A 25,846-nucleotide genomic window follows, 5' to 3' on the forward strand; every position below is an offset into this window, starting at 1 on the left:
CGACAAAACAACGAGTTAGAGTATTTCCGCAAAGCACCGAAATACTCGAGAGGCGGAACCAACCGACATGCGTATCAAGAAGCTCGATCATCTCCTTTCGCGGCTACAGCAGCACATATTCACGCCGCTCGACGCGACCCTGCCCTTGCGTTTCCGGCGTGGACTGCCCGAGCAAAGGGCGGAAATCGTCGCGCAGGACCCGCGCAATTGGGAGGCAGTGGAGCCGAGCCTGGTCTGGGGTGAGCCCGAGAGCTATTTCTGGTTCGCGACCCGTGCCTCAATTCCCCAGGCAGCGGCGGGCAAGCCGGTCTTCCTCAAGGTCAATGCACAATTCGGCAATACGCGCGGCCGCTCCGACCCGCAATGCCTTGTGCGGGTCAATGGCAAGATCGCTCAGGGGGTAGACGGCAACCACCAGGAACTCTTGCTGAGCTCCGCTGCCGGGGCAGGCGACACCTACGATATTCTGCTTGAGGCCGGTACGATTGAGGATCGCCGCCAATACGGCATGTCGATGACGTTGATGCTGCACGACCCGCTGGTTGAAAAGGTCTTCTACGACCTCTCCGTGCCGCTCGACGTTGCCCGCCTGCTCGCAGACGACGATGCGCGCCGTCATTTCATCCTAAATCGGGTCGACGAGGCGCTGGCCGTCATCGATTTCCGCCCCGGCAATCCGGATCGCTTCGCTGCCTCCCTCAGGCAGGCCGAAGCCATCGCCGAACAGATCTATGCCGCACAGGATTTCGAGGAAAAGCCGGTCATTACCGTCACCGGACACACACATATCGATGTGGCCTGGCTCTGGCGTGTCCGCGAGACCCGCCAGAAAATGGCGCGCTCCATGTCGACCGCATTGGCGCTGATGGAGCAATATCCCGACTACCGCTTCATGTATAATCAGGGCGTACTGCTCGACTACCTGGCGCAGGACTATCCTGAGGTGTTCGAGCGGCTGCGGGCTCGGGTTGAGGACGGCAGCTTTGAAATCGAGGGCGCGCTCTGGCTTGAACCGGATGCGAATATCACCAGCGGCGAGTCCTTCGCCCGGCACATTCTGCATGGCGTCGCCTATCACGAGCAGACATTCGGGGTAACGCCCAAGGTCTTCTGGTTGCCCGATACTTTTGGCTATTCCGCTGCCCTGCCGCAAATGATGAAACTGGCTGACGTCGACGTCTTCGTCACGCACAAGCTGAGCTGGAACGATACCAATCGCATGCCCAACGAAACCTTCCACTGGCAAGGGATCGATGGCAGCACAGTGGCCGCCTATTTCATGACCACTCAGCCCTATACCTCTACCGGTTTTGGCACGACCTACAACGCCAATATTAAGCCCACCTTCGTGATGGGAACCTGGAAACGCCATGCCCAGCAGGCGCTCAACAAGGAACTCTTCATGGTCTATGGCCACGGCGATGGCGGTGGCGGACCTACCAGGGCAATGCTTGAAAATATTCGCCGCATGGAAAAGGGCATTCCCGGCTGCCCCGCCGTCCGGCACGAGCACATGCGGCCCTATTTCGACCGGCTGCTGGCGCGCATGGCCGACCGGCCAGACGATTATCCCACCTGGGTCGGCGAACTTTACCTCGAATATCACCGCGGCACCCTGACCTCGGTTGCCAAGAACAAGCGTAACAATCGCCTTGCCGAACAGACTTTGCGTGAGCTCGAAATGCTGGCCGTGCTGGCCCGGCAATATCTGGGGCGAGACTATCCGGCGGCCGAATTGCATGACCTGTGGCGCATCGTGCTGCTCAACCAGTTCCACGATATTCTACCTGGCACCTCCATTGGCGGCGTTTTCGACGACAGTGACCGCGACTATGCGCGCTTCTTTGAGTCGGCCGAGGCGCTGCGGGCTGACCTGACCGGACAGCTCGCCGCCAAGGGCGGTTTCGGTCTGCTCAACGCTCTCGGGCGTCCGCGTGGCGGCTTACTGGAATTCGATGCCGACGGTCCGCAAAGCCTCACCATTGCTGGTCAGACCCAAACCAGCCAAACCGTTCACCGCGCTGACGGGCGCCAGCGCCAGGCGATAATCGCGCCCGATCTGCCGGCAACGGCCATCACCAATGTCCAGATGGTGCCGGCCGCGGCAATGTCAGACACGGGTTCGCTCATTGTTACCGATCGCGGCCTTGAAAACGCGCTTATCCGGGCCCGTTTTGATGCGCAGGGCCGGCTGGTATCGCTGTTCGACAAGCGGCTTGGCCGCGAGGCCATTGCCGCTGGCCGTCCGGCAAACCGTTTGCAGGCCTATCGCGACATGCCGGTCGAGTATGACGCGTGGGATATCGACAAGAGCTTCGAGGACCAGGTCTGGGAGATCGATCAGCTGGTCAGCGCCGAAGTGGTCGAAACCGGTCCGCACCGCGCAGCGCTGCGATTTGAATGGGCCTATGAGCAGTCCCGCATAGTGCAGGTCATCGCGCTCGAGGCCGATAGCGATCGGCTCGATATCGATTGCCACATCGACTGGCATGAACACGACACGCTGGTGAAAGCTGCATTTCCGCTCAATGTCTTGGCGCAGGAGAGCACGGCCGAGATCCAGTTCGGCCATGTGCGCCGGCCCAGCCACACCAATACCTCTTGGGACCAGGCGCGTTTCGAAACCGTCATGCACCGCTGGGTCGACGTGTCCGAACCCGATTTTGGCGTCGCTTTCTTCAACGACTGCAAATATGGCTACGACGTCCGCGGCTGCACCGTGCGGCTGACCCTGTTGAAATCGCCGGTCTATCCATGGCCCGAGGCCGACCAGGGCGAGCACAATTTCCGCTACGCCATCACGGTGCATCACGGTCTGTTCGCCAGCGATATTCCCGCCCGCGCCGAGGCCTTCAATCTGCCGCTTCGTCTCATCGCGGGGCAGGGCGCGCCGCCGGTCGAACATGGTTCACTGCTGCAATTGGAGGGGCAGGGCGTGACCCTGGAGGCGGTCAAACAGAGCGAAAGTGGCGACGCCTTGATCGCCCGCGTCTGGGAGACGCATGGCCGCCACACCACGGCCGAGCTGCGCCTGCCACCCGGCACGAACCGGGTCGAGATCGTCAACCTGCTCGAGCGCTCCCCACAAAACCTGCCCATTGAAGGCGGAAAGGCGAGCCTGTCGCTGTCCCCCTTCCAGATTCTCACCCTTAAACTGCATATCGGAGCTGCGTCATGATACCAGGCATTCCGGCAGCATTGCCGCCATTGGCGGCGCGGGAAGGTGTCTGGCTCAAGGGCGATTGGCACCTGCATTCGCGCCACAGCACCGATTCGAGCAACAATCCCTTGAGCAAGATCATTGGCTTTGCCGAGCGGATGGACTTCGATTACCTCGCCATCACCGACCACGACGTCCATGTCATGGGCGCGGTTGCGCAGCACACATGGGCTGATCCCGAATTCCGCTCGGACAACATTTTGCTGTTCTATGGGGCGGAGCTGACGGCGCCGCGCGGCCATATCAATATCCTCTCGTCCGAGCCTTACGACCATCAGCGTGTTTTTGACGCGCGGGATGATAGAGACTGGAACCTGCTTCGGCTCAAGCAGGATTTGGCCGTGCATTTCTCGGCCAATCACCCCAGCACCAAAAACCACTATGGCTATTCCTTCGACTTGGCGGACTCGGTCGAAATCTGGAATGGCTGCGTCTGGCCCAAAAACGTGCCCGGCGTCCGCATCTGGGACGACATGCTGCTCTCGGGCCGTATGCTCGGCGCCCGTGGCGGCAGTGATGCCCACCACGGTGTGCCCGACCGGCCAGACCAGATCGTGCCGCAGACCGTGGAGGCCACAGCCAATTATGTGGGTACACCGACAACCTGGATTTTTGCGCGCGAACGCAGCAAGCCTGCCATCCTCGAAGCCCTCGAACAGGGGCGCGCCTCGGTCAGCTCCAACCCGTATAACCCACGGGTTGAGCTCTATGCTGATCTCGATGGAGACGGGCTGATGGATATGATGATGGGCGACAATGCGCTGCCCACCGGCCGCCCTGTGACGTTCGAGGTGCGGCTTGTTGGCGGCGGTATTCCCGGCGCCAATTATGCAGTGCGAGTCATCAAGAATCGCGGCGAGTTCGGTAGCTTCATCACCGACGCCGGAACGCGCTCGGTGCAGTTTACCGACACGCCTGGATTGGGCGAGCGCAGCTACTATCGGGTGGAGATCGAAGGACCGCAGGCACCTTATCCGGAAGTGCCCAATTCCATGGCCCAGAGCCAGAATATGATCGCACTCTCCAACCCGCTCTATTTCAACTACGATCCCGCCTTCTAGCAGCTCGTGGTGACGCGACCGCGCTCGAGGCAGCCACAAATGCGTCCAGCGCCGCTAGACGAATGGGAAGGGTGGCGATCCCGGCAGGATTCGAACCTGCGACCAACAGCTTAGAAGGCTGCTGCTCTATCCAGCTGAGCTACGGGACCGAACGGCGTCTGTTTAACGCATTTTTCTCCCAAGGCCATAGCCTTGATGCGAAAGCTGCCAGATGGCCTACCGCATGGCTAGATGCGCTGTGCTTTCGCGTACCACCAGCTCCGAATTAAGCACCACGCGCATTGGTCCGCGTTGGTGGTCGGTGCCTTCGAGAATGTCGATCAGCATTTCGGCGGACATGCGTCCTAGGAGCTCGCGGGGCTGGCGCATGGTGGTCAACGGCGGCGCGTAGTGCGCCGCCACGCCCAGATCGTCGAAACCGACGATCGAAATATCCCGCGGACACTTGATTCCATGCTGGTGCAGGCCTGAGAGAAAACCAATGGCCGATTCGTCATTGGCGGCGAAAACGGCAGTGGGCCGCTCGGTCAAAGACATGAAATGGGCCGCCGCGGCCAGCCCGCTTTCCATCTGGAAATTGCCGCGAAATAGCCATTCCTGCCGCAGGGTAATGCCGGCGCGACTGAGTGCGGTTGTATATCCGGCAAGGCGGTCGCGGGCCACGGTATTGCGTTCAGGACCCAGCAGATGGGCGATCCGCCGATGACCTAGGTCGATCAAGTGCTGCGTGGCTCGTTCGGCCGCTACCATATTGTCGGTTATGACCGTGTGGAAACCAGAATTGGGGATCTCTTCGCAGGCCACAACCATTGGCACCGAGTTCGGCGCCCGCACCAGGGCCTGCAGCGTCGCCGGCTCCAGCGACCCGTCCAGCAATAGCAGCCCATCTGCACGATTGGAGAGCATGTAGTCCTGCAGCCTCTGGGCGGGCGACCGGGCCAGAAACAGATTGGCGACCAGCACGCCATAGCCGCGATTGGTCGCCTCCCTCTCGATGGCGTCCAGGATCGAAGAGAAGAAGGAATTGCGGATATCGGGCAGGGCAACCAGTATCGTCATGGCCGAGCGCTGCCGCAGCGACCGGGCCGCCTGGTTCAAAGTGTAACCGGTTACACGAACGGCCTCGGAAACACGCGCACGGGTACTCTCGCTGACCCTGTCAGGGCTCGACAGGGCACGGCTCACCGTCGCTGTTGATACATTCGCAAAACGCGCAACATCCTGAATTGTCGGCGTTTTTCTTGTCTCTGTCACCTCTGGCAGCGCCCCCTCCCGCTGTCAGTAATGCAAACGGTCTAAATCGAACTTGACATCGGCGCAAGGCTTGTATGAAACTCTTGAAATCGATTGCACAACCTGTTTCAGTGGGCTGTTGCAATCGATTACACACAATTGTGGGTTGCTCGATTAGAAAGGCAGCCATGCGATTGGTGCATCGCTGGAGCGCTTAGCTCCTCGTGTTCGTTGGGAGGACAACCTATGAAGAAGTTTGCAGTGGTTGCCGCAATGGCAACCGCTTTCCTTGGCTCCACGTCCGCTTACGCCGTGGATCTCGAAGTGACCCACTGGTGGACTTCGGCTGGTGAAGCCGCGGCTATTGCCGAGTTTGCCAAGCTTTTCGAAGAGAAGACCGGCAACAACTGGGTCGATAGCGCCCTGGCTGGTTCGGGCACCGGTGCGAACCCTGTTATCATCAGCCGTATCATCGGCGGTGATCCGATGGGCGCCACGCAGATGAATACCGGCCGTGACGCTGAAGAGCTTATCCAGGCTGGCCTGATGCGCGATCTGACCCCGATCGTCGAAGAAATGGGCGGTCTCGACTTCTACGTCGACAAGACCCTGCTCGAGCCCTGCATGTATGAGGGCGGCATCTACTGCCTGCCGATCAACATCCACTCGTGGGACTGGCTGTGGCTTTCCACCAAGGCCTATGAAGAGATCGGTCAGCCCGTGCCGACCAACTGGGACGAGTATGTGGCCTCTTGGCCGGCTCTCCAAGAAGCTGGCATCCTGCCCTTCGGTCTCGCCACCGGCTGGCCCTTCTCGGGCGTTCCGGGCGTGCTGATGTCCGGTCTGGGTGGTTCGGATCTCGTCCTCGCCATCAACCGCGACAAGAGCGCCGACGCCGTTCGTGGTCCGGAATTCCGCAAGGTCGCAGAAGCTCTGGACAATCTTCGTTCGGTGATCTCGCCTGAGATGATGGTTCCGTCCTTCGGCGACGTGGGTAATCAGATCCTGGCTGGCGAAGTTGCTGGCAATATCCACGGCGACTGGCTCGCCGGCGACCTGCAGGTTGCTGGTGGCGTTGCGGGCGAAGACTACGAATGTCTGCCCGCGCTCGGCCTTGGCGATCAGCTGACCGGCGGTGGTGACTCGTTCTACTTCCCCGTTCTGCCCGAAGGCACGGACCCGGCAGTGATCCAGGCCCAGGCCGACCTGGCCAAGATCCTGATCTCGCCGGAAGGCCAGTTGAACTTCAACCTGGTCAAGGGCTCCATGCCCATCCGCACCGATATCGATCTGTCCGCCGCCAACCCCTGCATGCAGAAAGCTATCGGCATGCTCGAGAACGGCCTGCTGCCCTCGGGCGACTTCGCGCTCTCCAGCGATACCCAGCAGCAGCTCCAGGATCTCAACACCGAGTTCCTTGACGACGACAGCATCACCGTTGACGACTATATCGAGCGCTATGCCTCGATCATCGAGTCTGCTGACTAATCGTCACCGAGATGGGACGGGGCTCCGGCCCCGTCCTTGAGACGCGGTGGTCGACCTTGATCGACAAGGTCGGCCACTTCCTTATGGAGAGAGATGTAATGGCGGACACAGCCGTTCACACCGGGGAAGGGACGGGGCGAGCTGCTCGGCCTGGCCTCCTCAATAGAATTTTCCTGCACAACCTATCCGGCAAGATAGCGGCTATCCCCATGATGGCGACGGTGTTGATCGTGTTTATCGGTTGCACCATCTGGACCATCTATTTTTCGTTCACCAATTCCAGGCTTTTGCCTACGGGCAAATTTGTTGGTTTCGATCAGTACGAGCGCCTGTTCGCGACCTCGCGCTGGAACGTTTCGGTGACCAACCTGATCACCTATGGTGTGTTCTCTCTGGTCTTCACCCTGGGCCTTGGCTTTCTGCTGGCGGTGTTGATGGATCAGAAGATCCGCTTTGAAAGCGCCTTCCGCACCATCATGCTTTATCCTTTTGCGCTGTCATTCATTGTGACCGGCCTGGTCTGGCAGTGGATCATGAACCCCACGCTGGGCCTTCAGGGCACGATGCGTAATCTGGGCTGGGAAGGTTTCACTTTCGACTGGATCGCCAATCCGCGCATGGTGCTGTTCGCACTGTTGATAGCGGGGCTCTGGCAGGGCGTAGGGTTCTGCATGGTGCTCATGCTGGCCGGGTTGCGCGGCGTCGATGAAGAAATCTGGAAGGCCGCGCGTGTCGACGGCATTCCCACCTGGCGCACTTACATTTCGGTCGTGCTGCCCATGATGCGCGGCGTGCTGGTTACCGCCGTCGTGCTGATCGGCTCGGGCATTGTCCGTCTCTACGATCTGGTCGTCGCCTTGACCAATGGCGGCCCTGGTATCTCCTCGGAAGTGCCGGCCAAATACGTCTATAACTACATGTTCTCGGGCGGCAATATCGGCCAGGGCCTGGCCGCGGCAACCATGATGTTGCTGACCGTGCTGATCATCATGGTCCCTTGGGCCTATCTTGAATTCGGTGGAAGAGGGCGCCGCTGATGAGCCAGACCGCTACAATGTCCGGCTCCGCGCCGACCACAACTCCAATCGCTGGTGTCGAACCGCGCGGGCCCAGGCCCAGGCCGTTCTTCACGCCCAAGAAGATCATGCTCTATACCACGCTGGTCTTTTTCAGCCTCTACTTCCTGTTCCCGCTCTATGTGATGCTGGTGACGTCCTTCAAGACGATGCCGGAAATCCGCTTCGGTAACATCTTCGCCTTTCCTGGCCAGATCAATTTCGATGCCTGGGTGAAGGCCTGGACCTCCGCCTGCACGGGCCTGACCTGCGAGGGGCTGTCGCCTGGCTTCTGGAACTCGGTGAAGATCACCATTCCCTCAACCATCGTCTCGATCTTCATCGCCGCCGTAAACGGCTATGCGCTGGTGAACTGGCGATTCAAGGGCTCGGAAATCTTCTTCGCCATCCTGATTTTCGGCTCCTTCATCCCCTATCAGGTCTTCCTGTATCCTCTGGTGATGATCACGCGTGAACTGGGCATTTTCGGTACGCTGCAGGCCGTCATCGTCGTCCATACCATCTTCGGCATGCCGATCCTGACCTTGCTCTTCCGGAATTACTTCGCCTCGCTGCCGGTGGAACTGTTCAAGGCAGCCCGTGTCGATGGGGCTGGGTTCTGGCGCATTTTCTTTGAGATCATGCTGCCCATGTCGCTGCCGATCTTCGTCGTGGCGCTGATCCTGCAGGTCACCGGTATCTGGAACGACTTCTTGTTCGGGGTGGTCTTTGCCGGTACGCAGAACCTGCCCATGACCGTGCAGCTCAACAACATCGTCAACTCGGCTCAGGGTACGCCCGAATACAACGTCAACATGGCCGCAACCGTGCTGACCGGGCTCGTGCCGCTGATCATCTATTTTGTGTCCGGCAAGCTGTTTGTACGCGGCGTCGCCGCCGGCGCCGTGAAGGGATAAAATCCGATGCAAACAAGTGTTTCCATCAAAGACCTCTCGCTCAACTTCGGCAACGTCAAGGTTCTCGAACACCTCAATCTCGATATTGCGCAGGGCGAGTTCATTGTCTTGCTCGGGCCCTCGGGTTGCGGCAAGTCCACGCTGCTCAACTGCATTGCCGGGCTGCTCGACGTCTCCGACGGTCAGATATTCATCAATGGCAAGAATGTCACCTGGGAACAGCCCAAGGACCGTGGCATCGGCATGGTGTTCCAGTCCTATGCGCTTTACCCGCAGATGTCGGTCGAAAAGAACCTCAGCTTCGGTCTGCGCGTCGCCGGCATGCCCAAGGCGGAAATCGAGCAGCGCGTCAAGCGCGCTGCCGAAATCCTGCAGATCGAACCGCTGCTCCAGCGCAAGCCGGCCAATCTCTCGGGTGGTCAGCGCCAGCGCGTCGCCATCGGCCGTGCCCTGGTGCGCGACGTGGACGTGTTCCTCTTCGATGAGCCGCTGTCCAACCTCGATGCCAAGCTGCGTTCCGACCTGCGCGTCGAGATCAAGCGTCTGCACCAGCGCCTCAAGAACACCATGATCTACGTGACCCACGATCAGATCGAGGCTCTGACGCTGGCCGACCGTATCGCCATCATGAAAAATGGTGTCATTCAGCAGCTCGCCGATCCGCACACCATCTACAATAAGCCCACCAATCTCTATGTGGCCGGCTTTATTGGCTCGCCCTCGATGAACTTCATCGAAGGCACGCTGAATGGTGCGACCTTCACGGCCAGTGACGGCACGACAATTCCGGTCGGCGCCTACGAATATGTCTCGGGGGCACCTGCCGGTGCGTCCAAGGTCGTGCTCGGGGTTCGTCCGGAGCATGTCTTCGTCGGCGAAGCGGCTAGCGACATGCCCTACAAGGCCGATGTGGAAATCGAAATCGTCGAGCCCATGGGGTCCGAGACCCTGGCCTGGACCAAGGTCGCCGGCGTGCCGGTTACCTTCCGTTGCAGCAGCGATATCGACATCAAGGATGGCGACAAGATTACCATCGGCTTTGACATCGCCCGCGGCTCGTTGTTCGACGCCGGCAGCGAAAACCGCCTCTAGTTCGACGCGGCAGAAATTTGGGTGGTGCCCCACGGGGCGCCGCTCCGCCGGCTCTCCGGCGCTCACATTACTTTTGCGGCAGTCGATCTGTCCGGGCGCGGCGACGCCAGCCCTTGGCCAGACTATCTCCCGGTCCGACGCGACACCGTGTTCCTTTTCCCTGACGAGGCCAATCATGGACTTTTCATATCAGCTTTATAGCGCGCGCAACGAAGCGTCGCTCGATGACACGCTCAAGACCCTGGCCGGCCTGGGCTATACCCAGGTGGAAGGGTGGGGCGGCCAGTTTGCCGATCCTGCCGCTTTGGCGCAGAGCCTCAAGAATGCCGGCCTCACCATGCCGACCGCTCATATGGGCTATGGCCAGCTCGAGGACACTGACGCGGCCCTCAAGATTGTCGAGGCTGTCGGCATCCAGACTGTCTATTGTCCGGCACCACCCTCCGAGGCCTTCCGCACCGGCGGTGGCAACTGGCAGGAATTCGCTGCGGGCCTCGCCCGCATCGCCGCAGCCTTCAAGGCCGCCGGCAAGGGCTTTGGCTATCACAATCACCATTGGGAATTCGGCAAAGACGCCAGCGGCAAGACCCCGATCGAGCTGATCCTGGATGCTTCGCCCGACACCCAGTGGGAAATGGACTTGGCCTGGGTCGTTCGCGCCAATGAAGATCCGATCTTCTGGATGGAAAAGCTGGGCAGCCGTATCACCGCAGTTCACGTCAAGGATATCGCTCCTGCCGGCGAAAAGACCGACGAAGATGGTTGGGCCGACGTTGGGACCGGTACCCTGGATTGGCCGAATTATATCAAAGAGATCAAGGCCAATACCAAGGCGCGCTACTTCGTCGCCGAGCATGACAAGCCGAGCGACGCCATTCGCTTTGCGCGCAACGCCGCGGCCGCACTCAAGAGCTACGGAGTCTAAGCCATGGCAAAGACCTATGGCGTCGGCATCATGGGTGCCGGCAATATTTCTGCCGCCTATCTGCGTCTCGCGCCCCTGTTCAAAGGGCTCGACGTCCGTGCCGTGGCCGATATTCGCCCTGAAGCGGCCAAGCTGCGCGCCGAGGAATTCGGCGTTGCCGCCCAGACGCCCGACGAACTGCTCAAGAATTCCGAGCTGGACGTCATCGTCAACCTGACCATTCCCTCGACCCACTATTCTGTGTCGATGGATATCGTCTCGGCCGGCAAGCATTCCTATTCGGAGAAGCCTTTCGTTCTGACCGTTGACGAGGGCCTTGCCCTCAAGAAGGCCGCCGACGAGCGGGGCCTCAAGGTCGGTTCGGCGCCCGACACTTTCCTGGGCGGCGCACACCAGCAGGCTCGCGAAATCATCGATAGCGGCAAGCTCGGCAAGATCATGAGTGGCACCACCCACGTCATGAGCCGCGGCATGGAGCATTGGCATCCCAATCCGGACTTCTTCTTCCAGCCCGGCGGCGGCCCGATCCTCGATCTCGGCCCCTATTACATCACCGACCTGGTGCACCTGCTTGGGCCTGTGAAGCGTCTTTCGGCCTTCACCAATATGGCTCGCACCGAGCGCATTGTTTCCGCCGAGGGTCCGTATAAGGGCACCACCATCAAGGTCGGTACTCCGACCACCATCCACGGTGTGCTCGAATTCCATTCCGGGGCAATCGTCACCATCGGCGCGAGCTGGGACGTGGCGGCCCACGGCCATCACAATATCGAGCTCTACGGCACCGATGGTTCGATCTTCGTGCCCGATCCGAACTTCTTCGGCGGCGACCTCGTTACCACCGGCATCGAAGGCATTCGGACGCCGGTCGAACCCTGGGCGCATCCTTTCGGCAAGCCGAACCAGGATCTCGACAAGGACAATCCCCGGGCCAACTATCGTTGCGCCGGTCTTGCCGACATGATGCAGTCCATCGAAAGCGGCCAGAATGCGCGCTGCGGGCTCGACGTGGCGCTGCATGTCGTTGAGGTCATGACCGGCCTGCTCAAGGCCGGCGAGACGGGACAGGTGCTGACGCTGACCACGACCTGCGAGCGGCCGCTGGCGCTCGGCATCGAGGAAGCCAAGGCTCTGCTCAAGGCATGACGAACGTACGTCATTGACAGGCGACTTATGCCGGTGAAGACTGCAGCCTAACATGTCAGGGCGGCGAGCAATCGTCGCCCTGCATTATCAAAATGCCCCGGGAGGCGGTTTTGCGGGGCGATAAGAGGAGACATTCATGGCCACCACCATCAAAGGCCCCGCGATTTTTCTCGCCCAGTTCGCCGGTGACAAGGCGCCCTTCGACACGCTGGACAACATCTGCAAATGGGCCGCAGGCCTGGGCTATAAAGGCGTGCAGATCCCAACTTGGGTATCAAGCTTCATCGATCTGGAAAAAGCTGCCAATTCCAAGACTTACGCGGATGAGATCAAGGGCGTGGTGAACAGCCACGGCCTCGAAATCACCGAGCTGTCGACCCATCTGCAGGGTCAGCTCGTGGCCGTTCATCCCGCTTATGACACGGCCTTTGACGGTTTTGCACCGGCTTCCGTGCACGGCAATCCCAAGGCGCGCCAGGAATGGGCCGTCCAGACCATGCTCAACGCCGCCAAGGCATCACAAAACCTTAGCCTCAATGCCCACGCGACCTTCTCCGGTGCTCTGGCTTGGCCCTATCTCTACCCTTGGCCGCAGCGCCCCGCAGGTCTGGTCGAAGAGGCCTTTGACGAGCTGGCGCGTCGCTGGACCCCCATCCTCAATGCCTTCGATGAAGCAGGCGTCGATGTCTGCTACGAAATCCATCCCGGCGAGGACCTGCACGATGGCGTCTCCTACGAGATGTTCCTGGACCGCGTGAAGAACCATCCGCGCGCCAATCTTCTCTATGATCCCAGCCATTTCGTGCTGCAGCAGCTCGACTACCTGGACTACATCGATATCTACAAAGACCGCATCAAGGCCTTCCACGTTAAGGATGCCGAGTTCAATCCGACCGGTCGTCAGGGCGTTTATGGCGGCTTCCAGTCCTGGGTGAACCGGGCAGGACGCTTCCGTTCCATCGGTGACGGTCAGGTCGATTTCCCCGCGATTTTTGCCAAGATGGCCGCAAATGATTTCAAGGGCTGGGCTGTGCTGGAGTGGGAATGCGCTCTCAAGCATCCCGAAGATGGTGCGCGCGAAGGCGCGGAGCTCATCCAGAGCTACATCATTCGCGTGACCGAAAAGGCCTTTGACGATTTCGCCAGCGGCGGCACCGACAAGGCGGCCAACCGCAAGATGCTGGGCCTTTCGTAAGGTCCGGCAAATTTATATCCATCGTCACGGCCCGGCTTGACCGGGTGGCCCTCGGATTGCCCGGTCAAGCCGGGCAATGACGCAGGATGGAAGAACGGGAAGAGGAACACGAAATGGCCGAAAACGGCGCAAAACCAATTCGTCTGGGCATGGTCGGCGGCGGCACTGGTGCCTTCATCGGCTATGTGCACCGCATCGCATCACGCCTCGATGGCGATTTTCAACTGGTGGCCGGTGCGCTTTCGTCGCGCCCGGAGGTCGCCAGGGAATCGGGCAAGAATCTCGGTCTCGCCGAGGACCGCGTCTACACCTCCTATGAGGAAATGGCCAAAGCCGAGGCCGCCCGCCCCGATGGCATCCAGGCTGTTTCGATCGTGACGCCCAACCACATGCATTTCGGGCCCACCAAGGCGTTCCTGGAAGCCGGTTTCCACGTGATCTGCGACAAGCCGATCACGTCCACGCTCGACGATGCCCGCAAATTGCTCGACATCAAGCCGACCAATGGCGCAAAGTTCCTGCTCACGCACAATTATACCGGCTATCCGCTGATCCGGCAGGCGCGCGAGCTTGTCGCTTCTGGGGCTTTGGGCAAGCTCCGCGTCGTCCAGGCCGAATACGCCCAGGATTGGCTGACCGAAGCGGCCGACGAAGGCAACAAGCAGGCCGCTTGGCGGACCGATCCCGCCCGCTCCGGCGCTGGCGGCGCCATCGGCGACATCGGCACGCACGCTTACAATCTGCTGCGCTTTGTCACTGGGCTTAAGACCGATTCCGTGTCGGCAGACCTGACAGCTTTCGTTCCCGGCCGTCAGCTCGATGACAATGTGCATGTCATGCTGCGTTTTGAAGGCGGCGCCAAGGGCATGCTTTGGGCCAGCCAGGTTGCCGTTGGCAAGGAAAACGGTCTGCAATTGCGCGTCTATGGCGACAAGGGTGGGCTCGAATGGAGCCAGGAGAACCCCAATTACATGTGGTTCACCGAATTCGGCAAACCGCGGCAGCTCATCACCCGTGGCGGATCGATTTCCGTGCCGCCTGCCGCCTCGATGAATGTTCGCATTCCCGCCGGCCATCCCGAAGGCTATCTTGAGGCCTTTGCCACCCTCTATAGCCAGTTTGCAGCGGTCATCCGCGGTGAGGGCGCTGACTATGAAGAGCTACTGCCTACCATGGCCGACGGCATCGAAGGCATGCAGTTCATCACCGCGTCGGTGAAGTCGAGCCAGAACGACAGCAAGTGGACGCGCTTTTCTGACGTGTGACGAACTACCAAAAATGGAATAGAGGCCGGTGGCGTCTGCCACCGGCCTTTTCTATTGAATCCGCTCGCTGGAAAATCCGCGCTCTTCGAGCAGCCTGACCACACTGACCTCACCCGCCAGGTGGGCGGCGCCGACAACCAATAGGGCCCGTTCGTTACCATCCAGCATGGCCGCGATCTTTTGGACCCAATTGCGGTTTCTCGTGTCGATGATGCGCGCGACCGTGGCGTCATCGAACCCTTCCATCTGCTCGTCGAAGGCCAGTCCCAGGTCTTCCGGCTTTCCTTCCAACCAGGCCTCTACCATTGCCTCTATGTCCGATTGCGCCAGATGCAAGCTGTCGAGAGTCGCCTCAAGCATCGTGATCTGCTCGTCTAGCGTTCCGCCGGAGAGAAAACCCAATTGTTCCGCGCCCGATTCCAGAAATCCCTTCCGGTCGTCCGGCAGTTCGGCAGTGAGCACCATTTCCACGCCTAGACCTGCTTCAAATCCTGATTGCATGAGCGGGCCAGAGGCCAGCGTGGTTGCCGCCATCCACGGCTTCATGGTCAAGAGGGCCGGCATTGGTATCCCGTAGTCTTGCGCCGCCGCGCGCACGCGGTCGGTTAGCGCCGGACCGATCTGTTCGCTCAAGAGAATGCCATCTCGATTGAACCCCAATTCCATCGACAGCGGCATCAGTTCGGCCTGAGCGGCCGCGCTGACGTCTGCTTCAAAATAGATGCGGTCTGCTTTCGACAGAATCTTGTCGAGCGTTCCCGTTCGCCAGTCGGTATCGGCGCGAAGCATGTGCACCGAGCCAAACAGCCAGATAGCGCTATCGGCGTCGCTGACCTTCCAGATGGCGGGCGCAGCACTCGAAGGGGTGACCAGGGCCAGAATGGTGAAAAGGATACTTGCTGTTCTGCGCATGCGCTCTCCAGTTATCTGGGCAAGGGAAGTCCTGGATCAGCGGCAGCGATCTGCATCAAACATCTCGCCTGGAGCTGCGTCCCATTACACCGCCCAAATACGAGCTACTGAAGTCTCGATACCGTAAAACCGCGGGCCTCGATCAATCGGATCAGGCTGGTATCGCCGACCAAGTTCTCGATGTCGATAACCATCAGACTCTGTTGATCTGCTGCGAGCATGTCCTGAATCTGATCCGTCCAGGTGCGCTTGCGTCTCAGCCAAATACCGTCACCGGAATATCCAGCACCCAGCTTGCCAGCATGCAGCAACCCAAGTCCCTCTGGGTCACCATTGGCCCAGGCCAGCACGAGGTCATCGAGATCGGCGCGCGGGACTTCGGCATAGACCAATGCGCCCTCCAGCATGGCGGCCTGTTCGTCATCCGTGATAGTGGTCGACATGTCGGCCTGGCTCTCAGGAGTTTCCAGATAGCCCAGGCGTTCGCCTGGAATTGAGACTTCCAATACCGCTTGTACCCCGGTTTCCTGGTGGTATCCGGCGGCGGCGTCAGCAGCGGAAGCAATTGTGGAGGCCGCCAATGTCCGCTGCATCGTGAGGAGGTAGGCCATGTCAAGCGAGAATTTGGCGGCAGCGTCGCGCACGCGCTGCATGGTGCCGGGGTCAACATGATCACTCAGTAGGGTGTTGTCTTGATTGAAACTCATCCTCATGACCAGCGGTAGCAACGTCGCTGGGTCGGCGTTGGTGTAAGTCACCTCAAAATAGACGAGGTCTGCCTTGGACAAAGTCTTATCCAGTGTCCCAGTGCGCCACTCAATGTAATCCGGAAGTCGGTAAACGGACCCAAATATCCAGACGGAACTGTCTTCGTCGCTGACTTTCCAGAGGGCCGGCGCGGCCGCCGACGGCAAGATTGCAAGGACTAGGAAGACAAAGGTAAGGGTGGCACGAAGCAGCATCAATTGTTTCCATTTGGTCGTGTCACCTTATCGCCAAAAAACAAAGCGCCGCAATCTCTTGCGGCGCGAGCACGAATCAAACCGTGAAGTGCGGGTTCAATGCGTCCAGGGCGTCTTGCGGTCCGAGCGGAAATTGTCCGGGTAGCTCACGCGCTTGGGCGTCGGCTCGTGCACGGGCTGCACCGAATAGGGGATGCCATTGCGCTGTGCGTAAGCTTCGGCGGCCTCGAGCGTCTCGAACGACAGGCGCACCTGCTGATTCATGTCGGAGCTGCTCGTATAGCCCATCAAAGGGTCGATGCTGCGCGGTGTGGTCGATTCATGCACCAGCACCCATTGCTTGGTTTTGCCCTTGCCGGATTGCATGGCATTACGGGCGGGGCGGTAGATACGGGCAGTCATGCAAAGTCCTCAACACGATGCACAGCATCGGACCGAAAAGTGCAACGCGGTTCTCGGGCAATCCGATGCGCCAGGAATATCGATGCGAATGGTCGGAGTACAAAGATTCGAACTTTGGACCCCCGGTTCCCAAAACCGGTGCTCTACCAGGCTGAGCTACACTCCGACATCGCAACCTCCAGTTAGCGTGTTCCCTGATATAGGGCAAGCCTATCCATTCGATAACATCGGGCATTGACGCTTCGGCACGGGGATATCAAACAAGGCTATGTTCGACCTGACCAAACGCTGGCCTTTCGGCCTCGATCGGAAAAACTGGCCAAACCAGCTCGCCTGGCTGCTGCTTGGGCTGTTCCTGCTCCTATTTGTTGATGCCTGGGTCTCCCAATCGGCCCAAAGCTGGCCCGATATTTGGCGCCAGCCCTTCGCCTTCATCACCGATTTCGGTCTGTCAGACTGGGTGCTGTTGCCCTCGCTCATCGTTTTTGTTGTGTCCATCATCACCGTCAGGCTGCTCCGGCCCGGCTTTTATAAGCGCGTCAGTTGGGAAATCGCACTCGTCTCCAGCTTCATTTTTGTGGGCGTTGGCGCTCCAGGCCTGTTGACCAACCTGCTCAAGCGCTTCTTCGGCCGCGGCCGCCCGAGTCAGTTCGACGAGAGCGGCGCGTTCTCTTTCCAGCAATTTCTCAACGACTGGACCTTTCAGAGCTTCCCGTCCGGGCACGCAACGACCGCCATGGCGGTGGCCTTTGTCATCGGCTTCATGGCGCCGCGCTTCTTCAGCTTGATTCTCGTCGTCAGTCTGGCAACAGGCGTGTCGCGGATCGTCATCGGCATGCATTATCCCACCGACGTGTTGGCGGGCTTTGCCATCGGGCTTATCGGCGCCTATGCGGTCCGCAATGTCTATGCCGGGCGGCGTTGGCTTTTCGCCAACCAGGCCGATGGCTCGGTGCGGTTCCGGGGCACGCCCAATCTGCGCCGCGCCTGGCGCCGCCGTACTCAGCGCGCGCGCCGATAGCGGTCCAGGGCATCGGCGAGATCGGCCTTCAGGTCCTCAATGCCTTCAAACCCGACATGGACGCGGAACAGGTTGCCCGGCTCGCTCCAGGGAACTGCTGTGCGTGCCTTGGTGATCGTTACCGGCAGGCATAGGCTCTCATAGCCGCCCCATGAATAGCCCATGCTGAAAACCTGCATGTGATCGACAAAGGCCGCCACCGCGGCCCTGGGTGCTGGCTTAAGGATAAAGGAAAACAGACTGCCCGCCCCGGAAAAGTCACGCTGCCACAGTGCATGATCGGGATGTGAGGGCAGGGCGGGATGCAGCACTTTCTCCACCTCGTCCTGCGTCTCGAGCCAGCTTGCGACATCGAGCGCGCGGTGCTGGTGCTCCTTCATGCGGAGGGCCAGCGTGCGCAGACCGCGCGCGACCTGGAACGCCTCGTCTCCCGAGGTGAAAAAGCCAAGTAGGGCGCGAATGCGTTCGACGTCCTCCCATGCCTCTTCGGTCGTCGAGATCGTGCCGGCAAAGGCATCGGAGTGCCCGACGAACATCTTGGTCGCCGCATGCACCACAATGTCGGCGCCCAGCGCGATGGGGCGATGATAAAGCGGACTGGCCCAGCTATTGTCGACAATGAGCCTGGCGCCTCCGGCATGAGCGGCGGCCGCCAGGGCCGGAATATCCTGGATCTCGAATGTCAGCGATCCCGGACTTTCCGCCAGAACAGCCCGGGTATTGGGCTGCATCAGGTCGGATAGTCCCGCGCCGATACGCGGATCGTAGAAGCGGACGCTGACCCCCATACGTTCGAGGAATCCGTCGGCGAACTTGCGGCCCGGTTCATAGGCGCTGTCCGTGATAAGCACGTCGTCGCCCGCCTGGACGCAAGACATTAGAGCAATGGTTATGGCGGCCAGCCCGGATGGCACCAATCTGGTCCGATAAGCGCCTTCCAATTCGCTCACCACCGCTTCCACTGATTCCGTGGTCGGGTTGCCGGCGCGGCCATAGAGGTAAGGCTGCGACTGCGCCTCCAGATCGGACAAGGTTTTGAACAGGACAGTTGAGCCGCGATAAACCGGCGTGTTCACGAAGCCGAACTGATTGTCGGGATTTCGTCCAGTGTGGGTGAGAGCGGTTTCGATCGAGTGTGTGCGGGGCGAAGTGGGCGATCTGTCGGACATGATTCGGTATTGCTCAAAAACGGTTCACGTAATGCGTCTGGCTAAAAAAGAGACAGACTCGCTGCCTCAACGCGCCTTCTGCCCTTGACGTTAGGGACAATTGAAGGTTGCATGCTTAGCAGCATCCAAACCGCGCTCAAAGCGGTGGTGCTCTCGGGGCCGCGGGAACAATGGTCGGTTCCGAAACACAGGGTCAGGAAACAAAAGGCAAAAATACAAATGCAAAAAGCGCTCGTATCGATCGCAATCGCGGCCTCCTTGGGCCTCGGCGCGACGGCTGCTAATGCGGCCATCCTCGATGACGTGAAGGCCAAGGGCTACATCCAATGCGGTGTTACCGGTGGTGTTCCGGGTTTCTCCGCGCCCGATTCCAACAATGTCTGGACCGGCCTTGAAGTCGACTTCTGCCGTGCCATGGCTGCGGCAATCTTCAAGGATGCCGACGCTGTCCGCTACACTTCGCTGACCAGCCAGGAGCGCTTCACCGCGCTGTCTGCCGGTGAAATCGACGTTCTGTCGCGTACCACCACTTGGACAATGAGCCGCGATACCCAGCTCGGCATCAGCTTTGTCGGCACCATGTTCTATGACGGTCAGGGCTTTATGGTGCGTAAGGCCGACGGCATTACCTCTGCTCTGGATCTGAGCGGCGCCGCCATCTGCATCGAGTCCGGCACCACCACCGAGCTCAACGCTGCTGACTACTTTGCCGCCAATGGCATGGAGTTCAACACCGTCGTGTTCGTCGATCAGGACGAAGTGGTGAAGGCCTATGAGGATGGCCGCTGCGACGTCTACACCACTGACTCCTCGGCTCTGGCCGCTGAACGCTCCAAGTTCGCCGATCCGTCCGAGCATGTCATTCTGCCCGAAATCATCTCCAAGGAACCCCTTGGCCCGGTGGTTCGCGCTGGTGATACCCAGTGGTTCAACATTGCCCGCTGGACCTATTTCGCACTGCTCGAAGCGGAAGAGCTTGGCGTCAGCTCGGCCAATGTCGATGAAATGCTCGGTTCGGACAATCCGGCCATCAAGCGCCTTCTGGGCGTTGAAGGCGAGTTCGGCACTCCGTTGGGGATCGACAACGATTGGGCCTATCAGATCGTCAAGCTGGTCGGCAACTACGCCGAGTCCTATGAAAAGCATGTCGGTCCGGACACCCCGATCGGTCTGGAACGCGGTCTGAACGCCCTGTGGACCGACGGCGGCATCCAATACGCCCCGCCGATCCGCTAAGCTGATCCAGTCGGTCCGGCGCTCCCAGTGGAGCGCCGGATTCTTTGGCCTTGCCGGCGCGCCCCTGGCGCGCGCGGCAGGCAATGGCGGCTAAGGGACAGCCACACATGACGACACTCGAAGCGGGGCAGAGAACTGCCCCAAGGGCAAGCTTTTTCAACGATCCGGTGATCCGCGGGATCATCTATCAGATCGTTGTTGCTGCCCTCCTGGTAGGCTTTATTTTCTGGATTATCGGAAACACAGCCGCCAACCTCGCAGCGCAAAATAAGACCACTGGTTTCGACTTTCTCTGGCGGACCGCCGGTTTCGACATCAGTTTCTCGCTCCTTCCATGGTCGCGCGCCTCCTATTATTGGGAAGCGTTCCTGGTAGGCATACTCAACACCCTGCTGGTTGCAGTGGCCGGCATTATTTTCGCCACGATGCTTGGTTTCACCATCGGCATCGCGCGGCTGAGCTCCAACTTCATCGTTTCGCGCCTGGCCGCGGTCTATGTTGAGATCATCCGCAACATCCCGCTCCTGCTGCAGCTTTTCTTTTGGTACTTCGCGGTCCTCAAGGCGATGCCAGCGGTGCGCGAATCCATCCAGCTTCCCTTCGATTCCTTCATCAACCAGCGCGGCATCATGGTGCCCAAGCCCACACCGGATCAGGAATTCACCTGGGTTGCCGTTGCCTTGGTTCTGTCGTTGGTGGCGGCAGTCGCTATCGGTGTTTGGGCCACCCGGACGCGCACGTTGACTGGGCACTATCCATCACCGCTCGTACTCCTGGGCAAGGCCGCAGATGCCTGCGTCACCTTCCTTCTGGCCTTCGGTGCGCTCTATCTGGTGCTTGGAGTTCTCTTCCCGGTGATGGGGGCGCCCCTTCTCGCCGGGATTGTTGCCCTCGCGGTCGCGGTGGCCTCGGTTACCCGCTTCGCCCCGATTGCACGCGGCGTGCTTGTCTTCGTCATAGCCTTTTTTGTCATCGACGCGCTTGTGGGCGCCATGTTCCCCTGGGCTCCAGGGCTGCTCGCAAGCCTTGCCAGTGCGGCAATCGCCATGCTGATCGCGTACAATTCCTATATCGGTGCCTTGGAACGTCCACCGAGCGAAGCGCGTTTCCCGCTGGCCCTCCTGGTTCTGATCGTCGTCGGTGTTCCGGCGCTGCTCTACTGGGTGACCGGCGCCAGTCTGACCTTTGAAGTGCCGGTGCTGGAACGCTTCAACTTCAAGGGTGGCCTGCAATTGCCGCCCGAATTCGTGGCTCTGCTTTTTGGCCTGACCCTCTACACCGCCTCGTTCATTGCCGAGACGGTTCGTGCCGGCATTCTGGCCGTGAACAGGGGCCAGACTGAGGCTGCTCAGTCCCTTGGCCTTAAGGAAGGTGACCGGCTGCGTCTGGTTATTGTTCCACAGGCCATGCGGGTAATCGTTCCGCCGCTCACCAGCCAGTATTTGAACCTGACGAAGAACTCTTCGCTGGGCGCCGCTATCGGCTATCCCGAACTGGTCAATGTGTTCTCGGGCACGGCCTTGAATCAGACAGGGCGAGCCATTGAGTGTATCGCGATGACCATGGCGGTCTACCTGACGCTGTCGCTTCTGACCTCGGCGATCATGAACTGGTACAATGGCCGCGTGCGGCTGGTGGAACGGTAGGAGCGCGCCATGAGTGATATCAGCTTCGTCCGATCCGATATGATCGACAGCCGTCCGGCACCACAACGGACCACCGGTGCGGTCGCCTGGATGCGAACGAACCTCTTTGCAACGCCGCTCGATACGCTTCTGACGGCACTGGGCGTTGTATTCCTGCTGTGGGTCGTACCCCCGCTGTTCAATTTCTTCCTGGGACACGCTGTGTTTCCGGGTGGAACGGTCGAACAGTGCCGCGATCCCAGTGCAGGAGCATGTTGGGCTTACATTTCTTCGGAAATGGAGTTCTTCATTTACGGGTTCTATGACATCCCCGAACAATGGCGCGCCAATATCGTCTTCGCTCTAGGGGCGCTGCTGTTCATCCCACTGTTGATCCCGCAGGCGCCTTACAAGCGGCTCAATGCCATTCTGCTGCTCGTCGCCTACCCCATTGTCAGCTATTTTCTGCTGGCCGGTGGCGTATTTGGCCTCAAAGTGATCCACACCGAAAAATGGGGCGGCCTTCTGGTTACCCTCATTCTTTCGGTGATCGGCATCACCTTGTCTTTCCCGCTCGGGATCGTCTTGGCATTGGGCCGCCAATCGCAGATGCCGATTATCAAGACGGTCTGCGTGGCATTCATCGAGCTGGTGCGTGCCGTGCCGCTGATCACCGTGCTGTTCATGGCATCGATCATGCTGCCGCTCTTCATGCCGCAAGGCACGACAGTCGACAAATTCCTGCGGGCACTTGTCGGTGTGACCCTGTTCACCTCCGCCTATATGGCCGAAGTGGTGCGCGGCGGCCTCCAGGCCATCCCGCGCGGGCAATATGAAGCGGCGGCGTCATTGGGGCTAAGCTACTGGAAGCAGATGTATTTCATCATCCTGCCGCAGGCTCTCAAGCACGTCATACCGGGTATCGTGAATAGCTCTATCGCGCTCTTCAAGGATACTTCCCTTGTTTACATTGTCGGCATGAAAGACCTGCTCGAAGCGGTCAAGACCAAGAACGACTCCGCTCTCGAGTGGCAGTCGGCCAATACGGCAACCACCGGCTATATCTTCGCCGCAATGGTTTTCTGGGTGTTCTGTTTCGGCATGTCCCGATACTCCATCTTCATGGAGCATCGTCTCCATACCGGACATAAAAGGTAGCCAACATGTCTGAAGTTACCCAAACCGCCGAGGAGCGGGCGATCAATACCAGCCAGATGAAGGTCTCGGATACCGAGGTCGCCATCGAGGTCATCGACATGCACAAATGGTATGGCGATTTCCACGTCCTGCGCGACATCAATCTCCGGGTCATGAAGGGCGAACGCATCGTTATCGCCGGCCCCTCGGGCTCCGGTAAATCGACGCTTATCCGCTGCATCAACCGACTTGAAGAGCATCAGGAAGGTCAGATCATCGTCAACGGGACGGAGCTGACAGCCGACCTCAAGCGCATCGACGAGGTGCGCCGCGAGGTTGGCATGGTGTTCCAGCACTTCAATCTGTTTCCACATCTGACCATTCTCCAGAACCTGACACTGGCGCCCATCTGGGTGCGCGGTGTGCCCAAGGCCGAAGCCGAGGCGATGGCCATGCACTATCTGGAGCGCGTCAAGATTCCCGAACAGGCCAACAAATATCCCGGTCAGCTCTCGGGCGGCCAGCAGCAGCGTGTGGCCATTGCCCGCTCGCTCTGTATGCAGCCCAAGATCATGCTGTTTGATGAGCCGACATCTGCGCTTGACCCCGAAATGGTCAAGGAAGTGCTCGAGGTAATGATCAGCCTTGCGGAAGAAGGCATGACCATGATCTGCGTGACCCACGAAATGGGTTTTGCCCGCCAGGTCGCCAATCGCGTCATCTTCATGGATCAGGGTCAGATCATCGAAGAGAACGAACCCGAGGCGTTCTTCTCCAATCCGCAGCATGAGCGCACACAGCTCTTCCTGAGCCAGATCCTGCATTAGGTTCCCGATATAGGCCAAAAACTGGGGGTCACGCCGGGCTTCGGCTTGACCCCTTTTGTATGTCGTCCAATATGATCGGTGGGAAGTGGAAGGCCGTGTCGGGTGATAAAGCTCTGCAAGTCATTGCTGTTTTTGGCCATTCTGGCAGCAGCAATGTCGGCCTTGCCGGCGCGCGCGCAGACTTTGGAGGCCGTGCGCGAACGCGGCTTTCTTATCTGCGGGTCCAGCAATGCACTTGCGGGCTTTTCCCAGCAGGACATCGATGGTCGCTGGTCTGGCTTCGATGTTGATCTATGTCGCGCACTAGCGGCAGCGGTTTTCGGCAATCCGGATCTGATCGAGTTCCGTTCCTATCGGGGCGAAGCGCGCTTCGCGCCGCTCGAAACCGGCGCGGTCGATGTACTGATGCGCAACGGCGCCTGGACCATGGGGCGCGATACCCGCTACGGCGCGCGCTATATTGCGCCGGCCTTTTTCGACGGACAGGCCTTCCTGGTTCCCAATTCCATGGGTGTGGTTTCGGCCTATGAACTGGACGACGTCAGCATCTGCGTCGTCGACAACGCCGGCGAGGCCGAGGCACTCGACGAATTCTTTTTCGCCAATCAGGCCAGCTATCGCATTGTGGCCTATGAAGAGATAGCGGACCTGGCCACCGCCTATCGTAGTGGCCTATGCCAGGCCATTTCGGCGGCCGGCCGCCAATTGCAGGCAATACGGCGCGAATTGCCCGAGCCAGCGCTGCACCGCATCCTGCCGGAGCGTATTTCCAAAGAGGTTCTGGGTCCGGTTGTGCGCGATGCCGACGAGCAATGGCTCAAAATCGTCCGCTGGACCATATTCGCGCTGATCGAGGCCGAAGAGGTTGGCGTCACCAGCCTCAACATCGATTCCTTGTCCGCGGCTCGGACGCCCGCCGTAAGGCGCGTGCTCGGGGTGGAAGGAGATTTCGGCAGTTCGCTGGGCCTGCGTCCCACTTTCATGGCCGATGCCATTCGCGCCGTCGGCAACTATTCCGAGCTTTATGACCGTCATTTCGGGCCGCAAACCGGTGCTGCCATGCTGCGCGGCCAGAATGCGCTCTGGGGCAATGGTGGCCTGCTCTACGCGCCACCCATCCGCTGACCAAGTAGACCCTGTGTGTTTCCAGCAAAGCTGGTGACAGCTTTGCGGCTCACAAGCGCGGCAGTCGGACACTTGGGGCCATTTCAGCGTTTCAGCGAAACGGCAGAATGGCGCTAGGCGAAAAGCAGGTTTACGCGCCGGTTCTGCTTGCCCTTCTTTTCTATCTTGCCCAAAGCCACGCGGCCGATTTCGGCGGTGCCTGCGACATGGGTGCCGCCGCAAGGCTGCAGGTCGACCTCGCCAATGCGCACCAGCCGGACTCTGCCTTGGCCCATAGGGGGCTTCACCTTCATCGTCTTGATCAGGTCCAGCTTGGCTTCCATCTCGGCGTCGGTGATCCATTCATCCGTAACCGCGTGGTCGGCATCGATCATGGCATTGATTTGCGCTTCAAGGATCGGGAGATCGTCGGGCGCTTCCGGCATGTCGAAATCGAGCCGCCCTTTGTCCTCCCCGATCGATCCGCCGGTCACCGGAAAGGGGAATACCACCGATAGCAGGTGTAATGCGGTATGCATGCGCATCAGGCGATGGCGGCGGTCCCAGTCGATCTCGGCTCGCACGGTTTCTCCCGGCTCGAGCTGAAGGTTGGTGTCGGCGGGCACATGCACGATCCGCGACTTGTCTCCGTCTGGATGGATCGCCGTGGCCACGGCGAGTGTCGAACCGTCGGCCCGCATCAACCGGCCAACATCGCCCGGCTGCCCGCCAGAGGTCGCGTAGAAGACGGTGCGGTCAAGCACGATGCCACCTTCGGGGGTGATATCGATGACGACGGCCTCGGCCGATTGCAGATAGGCGTCTTGGCGGAACAGGAATTCGGTCATTATTGT

General features: G+C 59.8%; 22 protein-coding genes and 2 tRNA genes. 16 read left to right on the plus strand and 8 right to left on the minus strand.

The annotated features are described in order from the left end of the window. Nucleotides 1-67 precede the first annotated feature (67 nt). On the plus strand, nt 68-3,178 hold the full coding sequence (locus V8Z65_RS07055) for a glycoside hydrolase family 38 C-terminal domain-containing protein (RefSeq protein WP_338723438.1): 3,111 nt from the start codon (nt 68-70) through the stop codon (nt 3,176-3,178). Continuing rightward, on the plus strand, nt 3,175-4,281 hold the full coding sequence (locus tag V8Z65_RS07060) for a CehA/McbA family metallohydrolase (protein WP_338723440.1): 1,107 nt from the start codon (nt 3,175-3,177) through the stop codon (nt 4,279-4,281). Before V8Z65_RS07055 ends, V8Z65_RS07060 begins: the two co-directional genes overlap by 4 nt. 72 nt (nt 4,282-4,353) lie before the next feature. Here V8Z65_RS07060 and V8Z65_RS07065 read toward each other — a convergent pair. Both V8Z65_RS07065 and V8Z65_RS07070 read right to left on the minus strand, forming a co-directional pair. Next, nucleotides 4,354-4,430, minus strand: a tRNA-Arg gene (locus V8Z65_RS07065). A gap of 67 nt (nt 4,431-4,497) precedes the next feature. After that, nucleotides 4,498-5,535, minus strand: a complete 1,038-nt coding sequence (locus V8Z65_RS07070) for a LacI family DNA-binding transcriptional regulator (protein ID WP_338723441.1) — start codon at nt 5,533-5,535, stop codon at nt 4,498-4,500. A 225-nt stretch (nt 5,536-5,760) separates the two neighbouring features. Here V8Z65_RS07070 and V8Z65_RS07075 point away from each other — a divergent pair, with 225 nt between their 5' ends. From V8Z65_RS07075 to V8Z65_RS07110, 8 genes are all read left to right on the plus strand, one after another. Beyond that, entirely contained in the window at nt 5,761-7,002 is a 1,242-nt protein-coding gene (locus tag V8Z65_RS07075; RefSeq protein WP_338723442.1) for an ABC transporter substrate-binding protein, read from the plus strand. A 98-nt stretch (nt 7,003-7,100) separates the two neighbouring features. Beyond that, on the plus strand, nt 7,101-8,039 hold the full coding sequence (locus V8Z65_RS07080) for a sugar ABC transporter permease (protein WP_338723443.1): 939 nt from the start codon (nt 7,101-7,103) through the stop codon (nt 8,037-8,039). Between the two features lie 17 nt (nt 8,040-8,056). Further along, nucleotides 8,057-8,974, plus strand: coding sequence for a carbohydrate ABC transporter permease (locus V8Z65_RS07085; RefSeq protein WP_338723974.1), 918 nt, complete (start codon nt 8,057-8,059; stop codon nt 8,972-8,974). A 6-nt stretch (nt 8,975-8,980) separates the two neighbouring features. Further along, nucleotides 8,981-10,066, plus strand: coding sequence for an ABC transporter ATP-binding protein (locus tag V8Z65_RS07090; protein WP_338723444.1), 1,086 nt, complete (start codon nt 8,981-8,983; stop codon nt 10,064-10,066). 175 nt (nt 10,067-10,241) lie between these two features. Beyond that, nucleotides 10,242-10,991 carry a sugar phosphate isomerase/epimerase gene (locus V8Z65_RS07095; RefSeq protein WP_338723445.1) on the plus strand — a complete coding sequence of 250 codons (750 nt, stop codon included), beginning with the start codon at nt 10,242-10,244 and terminating at the stop codon, nt 10,989-10,991. 3 nt (nt 10,992-10,994) lie between these two features. Then, nucleotides 10,995-12,137, plus strand: coding sequence for a Gfo/Idh/MocA family oxidoreductase (locus tag V8Z65_RS07100; RefSeq protein ID WP_338723446.1), 1,143 nt, complete (start codon nt 10,995-10,997; stop codon nt 12,135-12,137). A gap of 136 nt (nt 12,138-12,273) precedes the next feature. Then, nucleotides 12,274-13,332: a sugar phosphate isomerase/epimerase gene (locus tag V8Z65_RS07105; protein ID WP_338723447.1), complete on the plus strand. Its 1,059-nt coding sequence runs from the start codon at nt 12,274-12,276 to the stop codon at nt 13,330-13,332. A 113-nt stretch (nt 13,333-13,445) separates the two neighbouring features. Beyond that, nucleotides 13,446-14,597: a Gfo/Idh/MocA family oxidoreductase gene (locus tag V8Z65_RS07110; RefSeq protein ID WP_338723448.1), complete on the plus strand. Its 1,152-nt coding sequence runs from the start codon at nt 13,446-13,448 to the stop codon at nt 14,595-14,597. A 51-nt stretch (nt 14,598-14,648) separates the two neighbouring features. Here V8Z65_RS07110 and V8Z65_RS07115 read toward each other — a convergent pair whose 3' ends face one another. From V8Z65_RS07115 to V8Z65_RS07130, 4 genes are all read right to left on the minus strand, one after another. After that, on the minus strand, nt 14,649-15,509 hold the full coding sequence (locus V8Z65_RS07115) for a TraB/GumN family protein (protein WP_338723449.1): 861 nt from the start codon (nt 15,507-15,509) through the stop codon (nt 14,649-14,651). 104 nt (nt 15,510-15,613) lie between these two features. Beyond that, a complete protein-coding gene (locus tag V8Z65_RS07120; protein ID WP_338723450.1) occupies nt 15,614-16,471 on the minus strand; it encodes a TraB/GumN family protein in 858 nt (285 codons plus the stop codon). 96 nt (nt 16,472-16,567) lie between these two features. Next, nucleotides 16,568-16,873, minus strand: a complete 306-nt coding sequence (locus V8Z65_RS07125; protein WP_338723452.1) for an ETC complex I subunit — start codon at nt 16,871-16,873, stop codon at nt 16,568-16,570. An 89-nt stretch (nt 16,874-16,962) separates the two neighbouring features. Then, nucleotides 16,963-17,039: transfer RNA gene (locus V8Z65_RS07130), tRNA-Pro, on the minus strand. Nucleotides 17,040-17,141: 102 nt separating this feature from the next. On the opposite strand from V8Z65_RS07130, the gene V8Z65_RS07135 reads away from it, so the two are divergent. Beyond that, nucleotides 17,142-17,894 carry a phosphatase PAP2 family protein gene (locus tag V8Z65_RS07135; protein ID WP_338723454.1) on the plus strand — a complete coding sequence of 251 codons (753 nt, stop codon included), beginning with the start codon at nt 17,142-17,144 and terminating at the stop codon, nt 17,892-17,894. Here V8Z65_RS07135 and metC read toward each other — a convergent pair. Further along, nucleotides 17,876-19,063 (minus strand): cystathionine beta-lyase, encoded by a 1,188-nt coding sequence (gene metC / locus V8Z65_RS07140; protein WP_338723455.1) that lies wholly within the window; start codon nt 19,061-19,063, stop codon nt 17,876-17,878. The two genes, V8Z65_RS07135 and metC, sit on opposite strands and share 19 nt — an antisense overlap. 219 nt (nt 19,064-19,282) lie before the next feature. On the opposite strand from metC, the gene V8Z65_RS07145 reads away from it, so the two are divergent. From V8Z65_RS07145 to V8Z65_RS07165, 5 genes are all read left to right on the plus strand, one after another. Continuing rightward, nucleotides 19,283-20,299 (plus strand): amino acid ABC transporter substrate-binding protein, encoded by a 1,017-nt coding sequence (locus V8Z65_RS07145; protein WP_338723456.1) that lies wholly within the window; start codon nt 19,283-19,285, stop codon nt 20,297-20,299. A gap of 107 nt (nt 20,300-20,406) precedes the next feature. Then, nucleotides 20,407-21,945: an ABC transporter permease subunit gene (locus V8Z65_RS07150; protein WP_338723457.1), complete on the plus strand. Its 1,539-nt coding sequence runs from the start codon at nt 20,407-20,409 to the stop codon at nt 21,943-21,945. Between the two features lie 9 nt (nt 21,946-21,954). Continuing rightward, nucleotides 21,955-23,082 carry an amino acid ABC transporter permease gene (locus V8Z65_RS07155; RefSeq protein ID WP_338723458.1) on the plus strand — a complete coding sequence of 376 codons (1,128 nt, stop codon included), beginning with the start codon at nt 21,955-21,957 and terminating at the stop codon, nt 23,080-23,082. A gap of 5 nt (nt 23,083-23,087) precedes the next feature. After that, nucleotides 23,088-23,888: an amino acid ABC transporter ATP-binding protein gene (locus V8Z65_RS07160; protein WP_338723459.1), complete on the plus strand. Its 801-nt coding sequence runs from the start codon at nt 23,088-23,090 to the stop codon at nt 23,886-23,888. Between the two features lie 153 nt (nt 23,889-24,041). Further along, nucleotides 24,042-25,013 (plus strand): amino acid ABC transporter substrate-binding protein, encoded by a 972-nt coding sequence (locus V8Z65_RS07165; protein ID WP_338723460.1) that lies wholly within the window; start codon nt 24,042-24,044, stop codon nt 25,011-25,013. 113 nt (nt 25,014-25,126) lie between these two features. On the opposite strand, the gene V8Z65_RS07170 is transcribed toward V8Z65_RS07165, so the two are convergent. Continuing rightward, nucleotides 25,127-25,840 (minus strand): alanyl-tRNA editing protein, encoded by a 714-nt coding sequence (locus V8Z65_RS07170; protein WP_338723462.1) that lies wholly within the window; start codon nt 25,838-25,840, stop codon nt 25,127-25,129. Between the last annotated feature and the right edge of the window lie 6 nt (nt 25,841-25,846).

The organism is Devosia sp. XK-2, from assembly GCF_037113415.1.
Classification (GTDB): domain Bacteria; phylum Pseudomonadota; class Alphaproteobacteria; order Rhizobiales; family Devosiaceae; genus Devosia.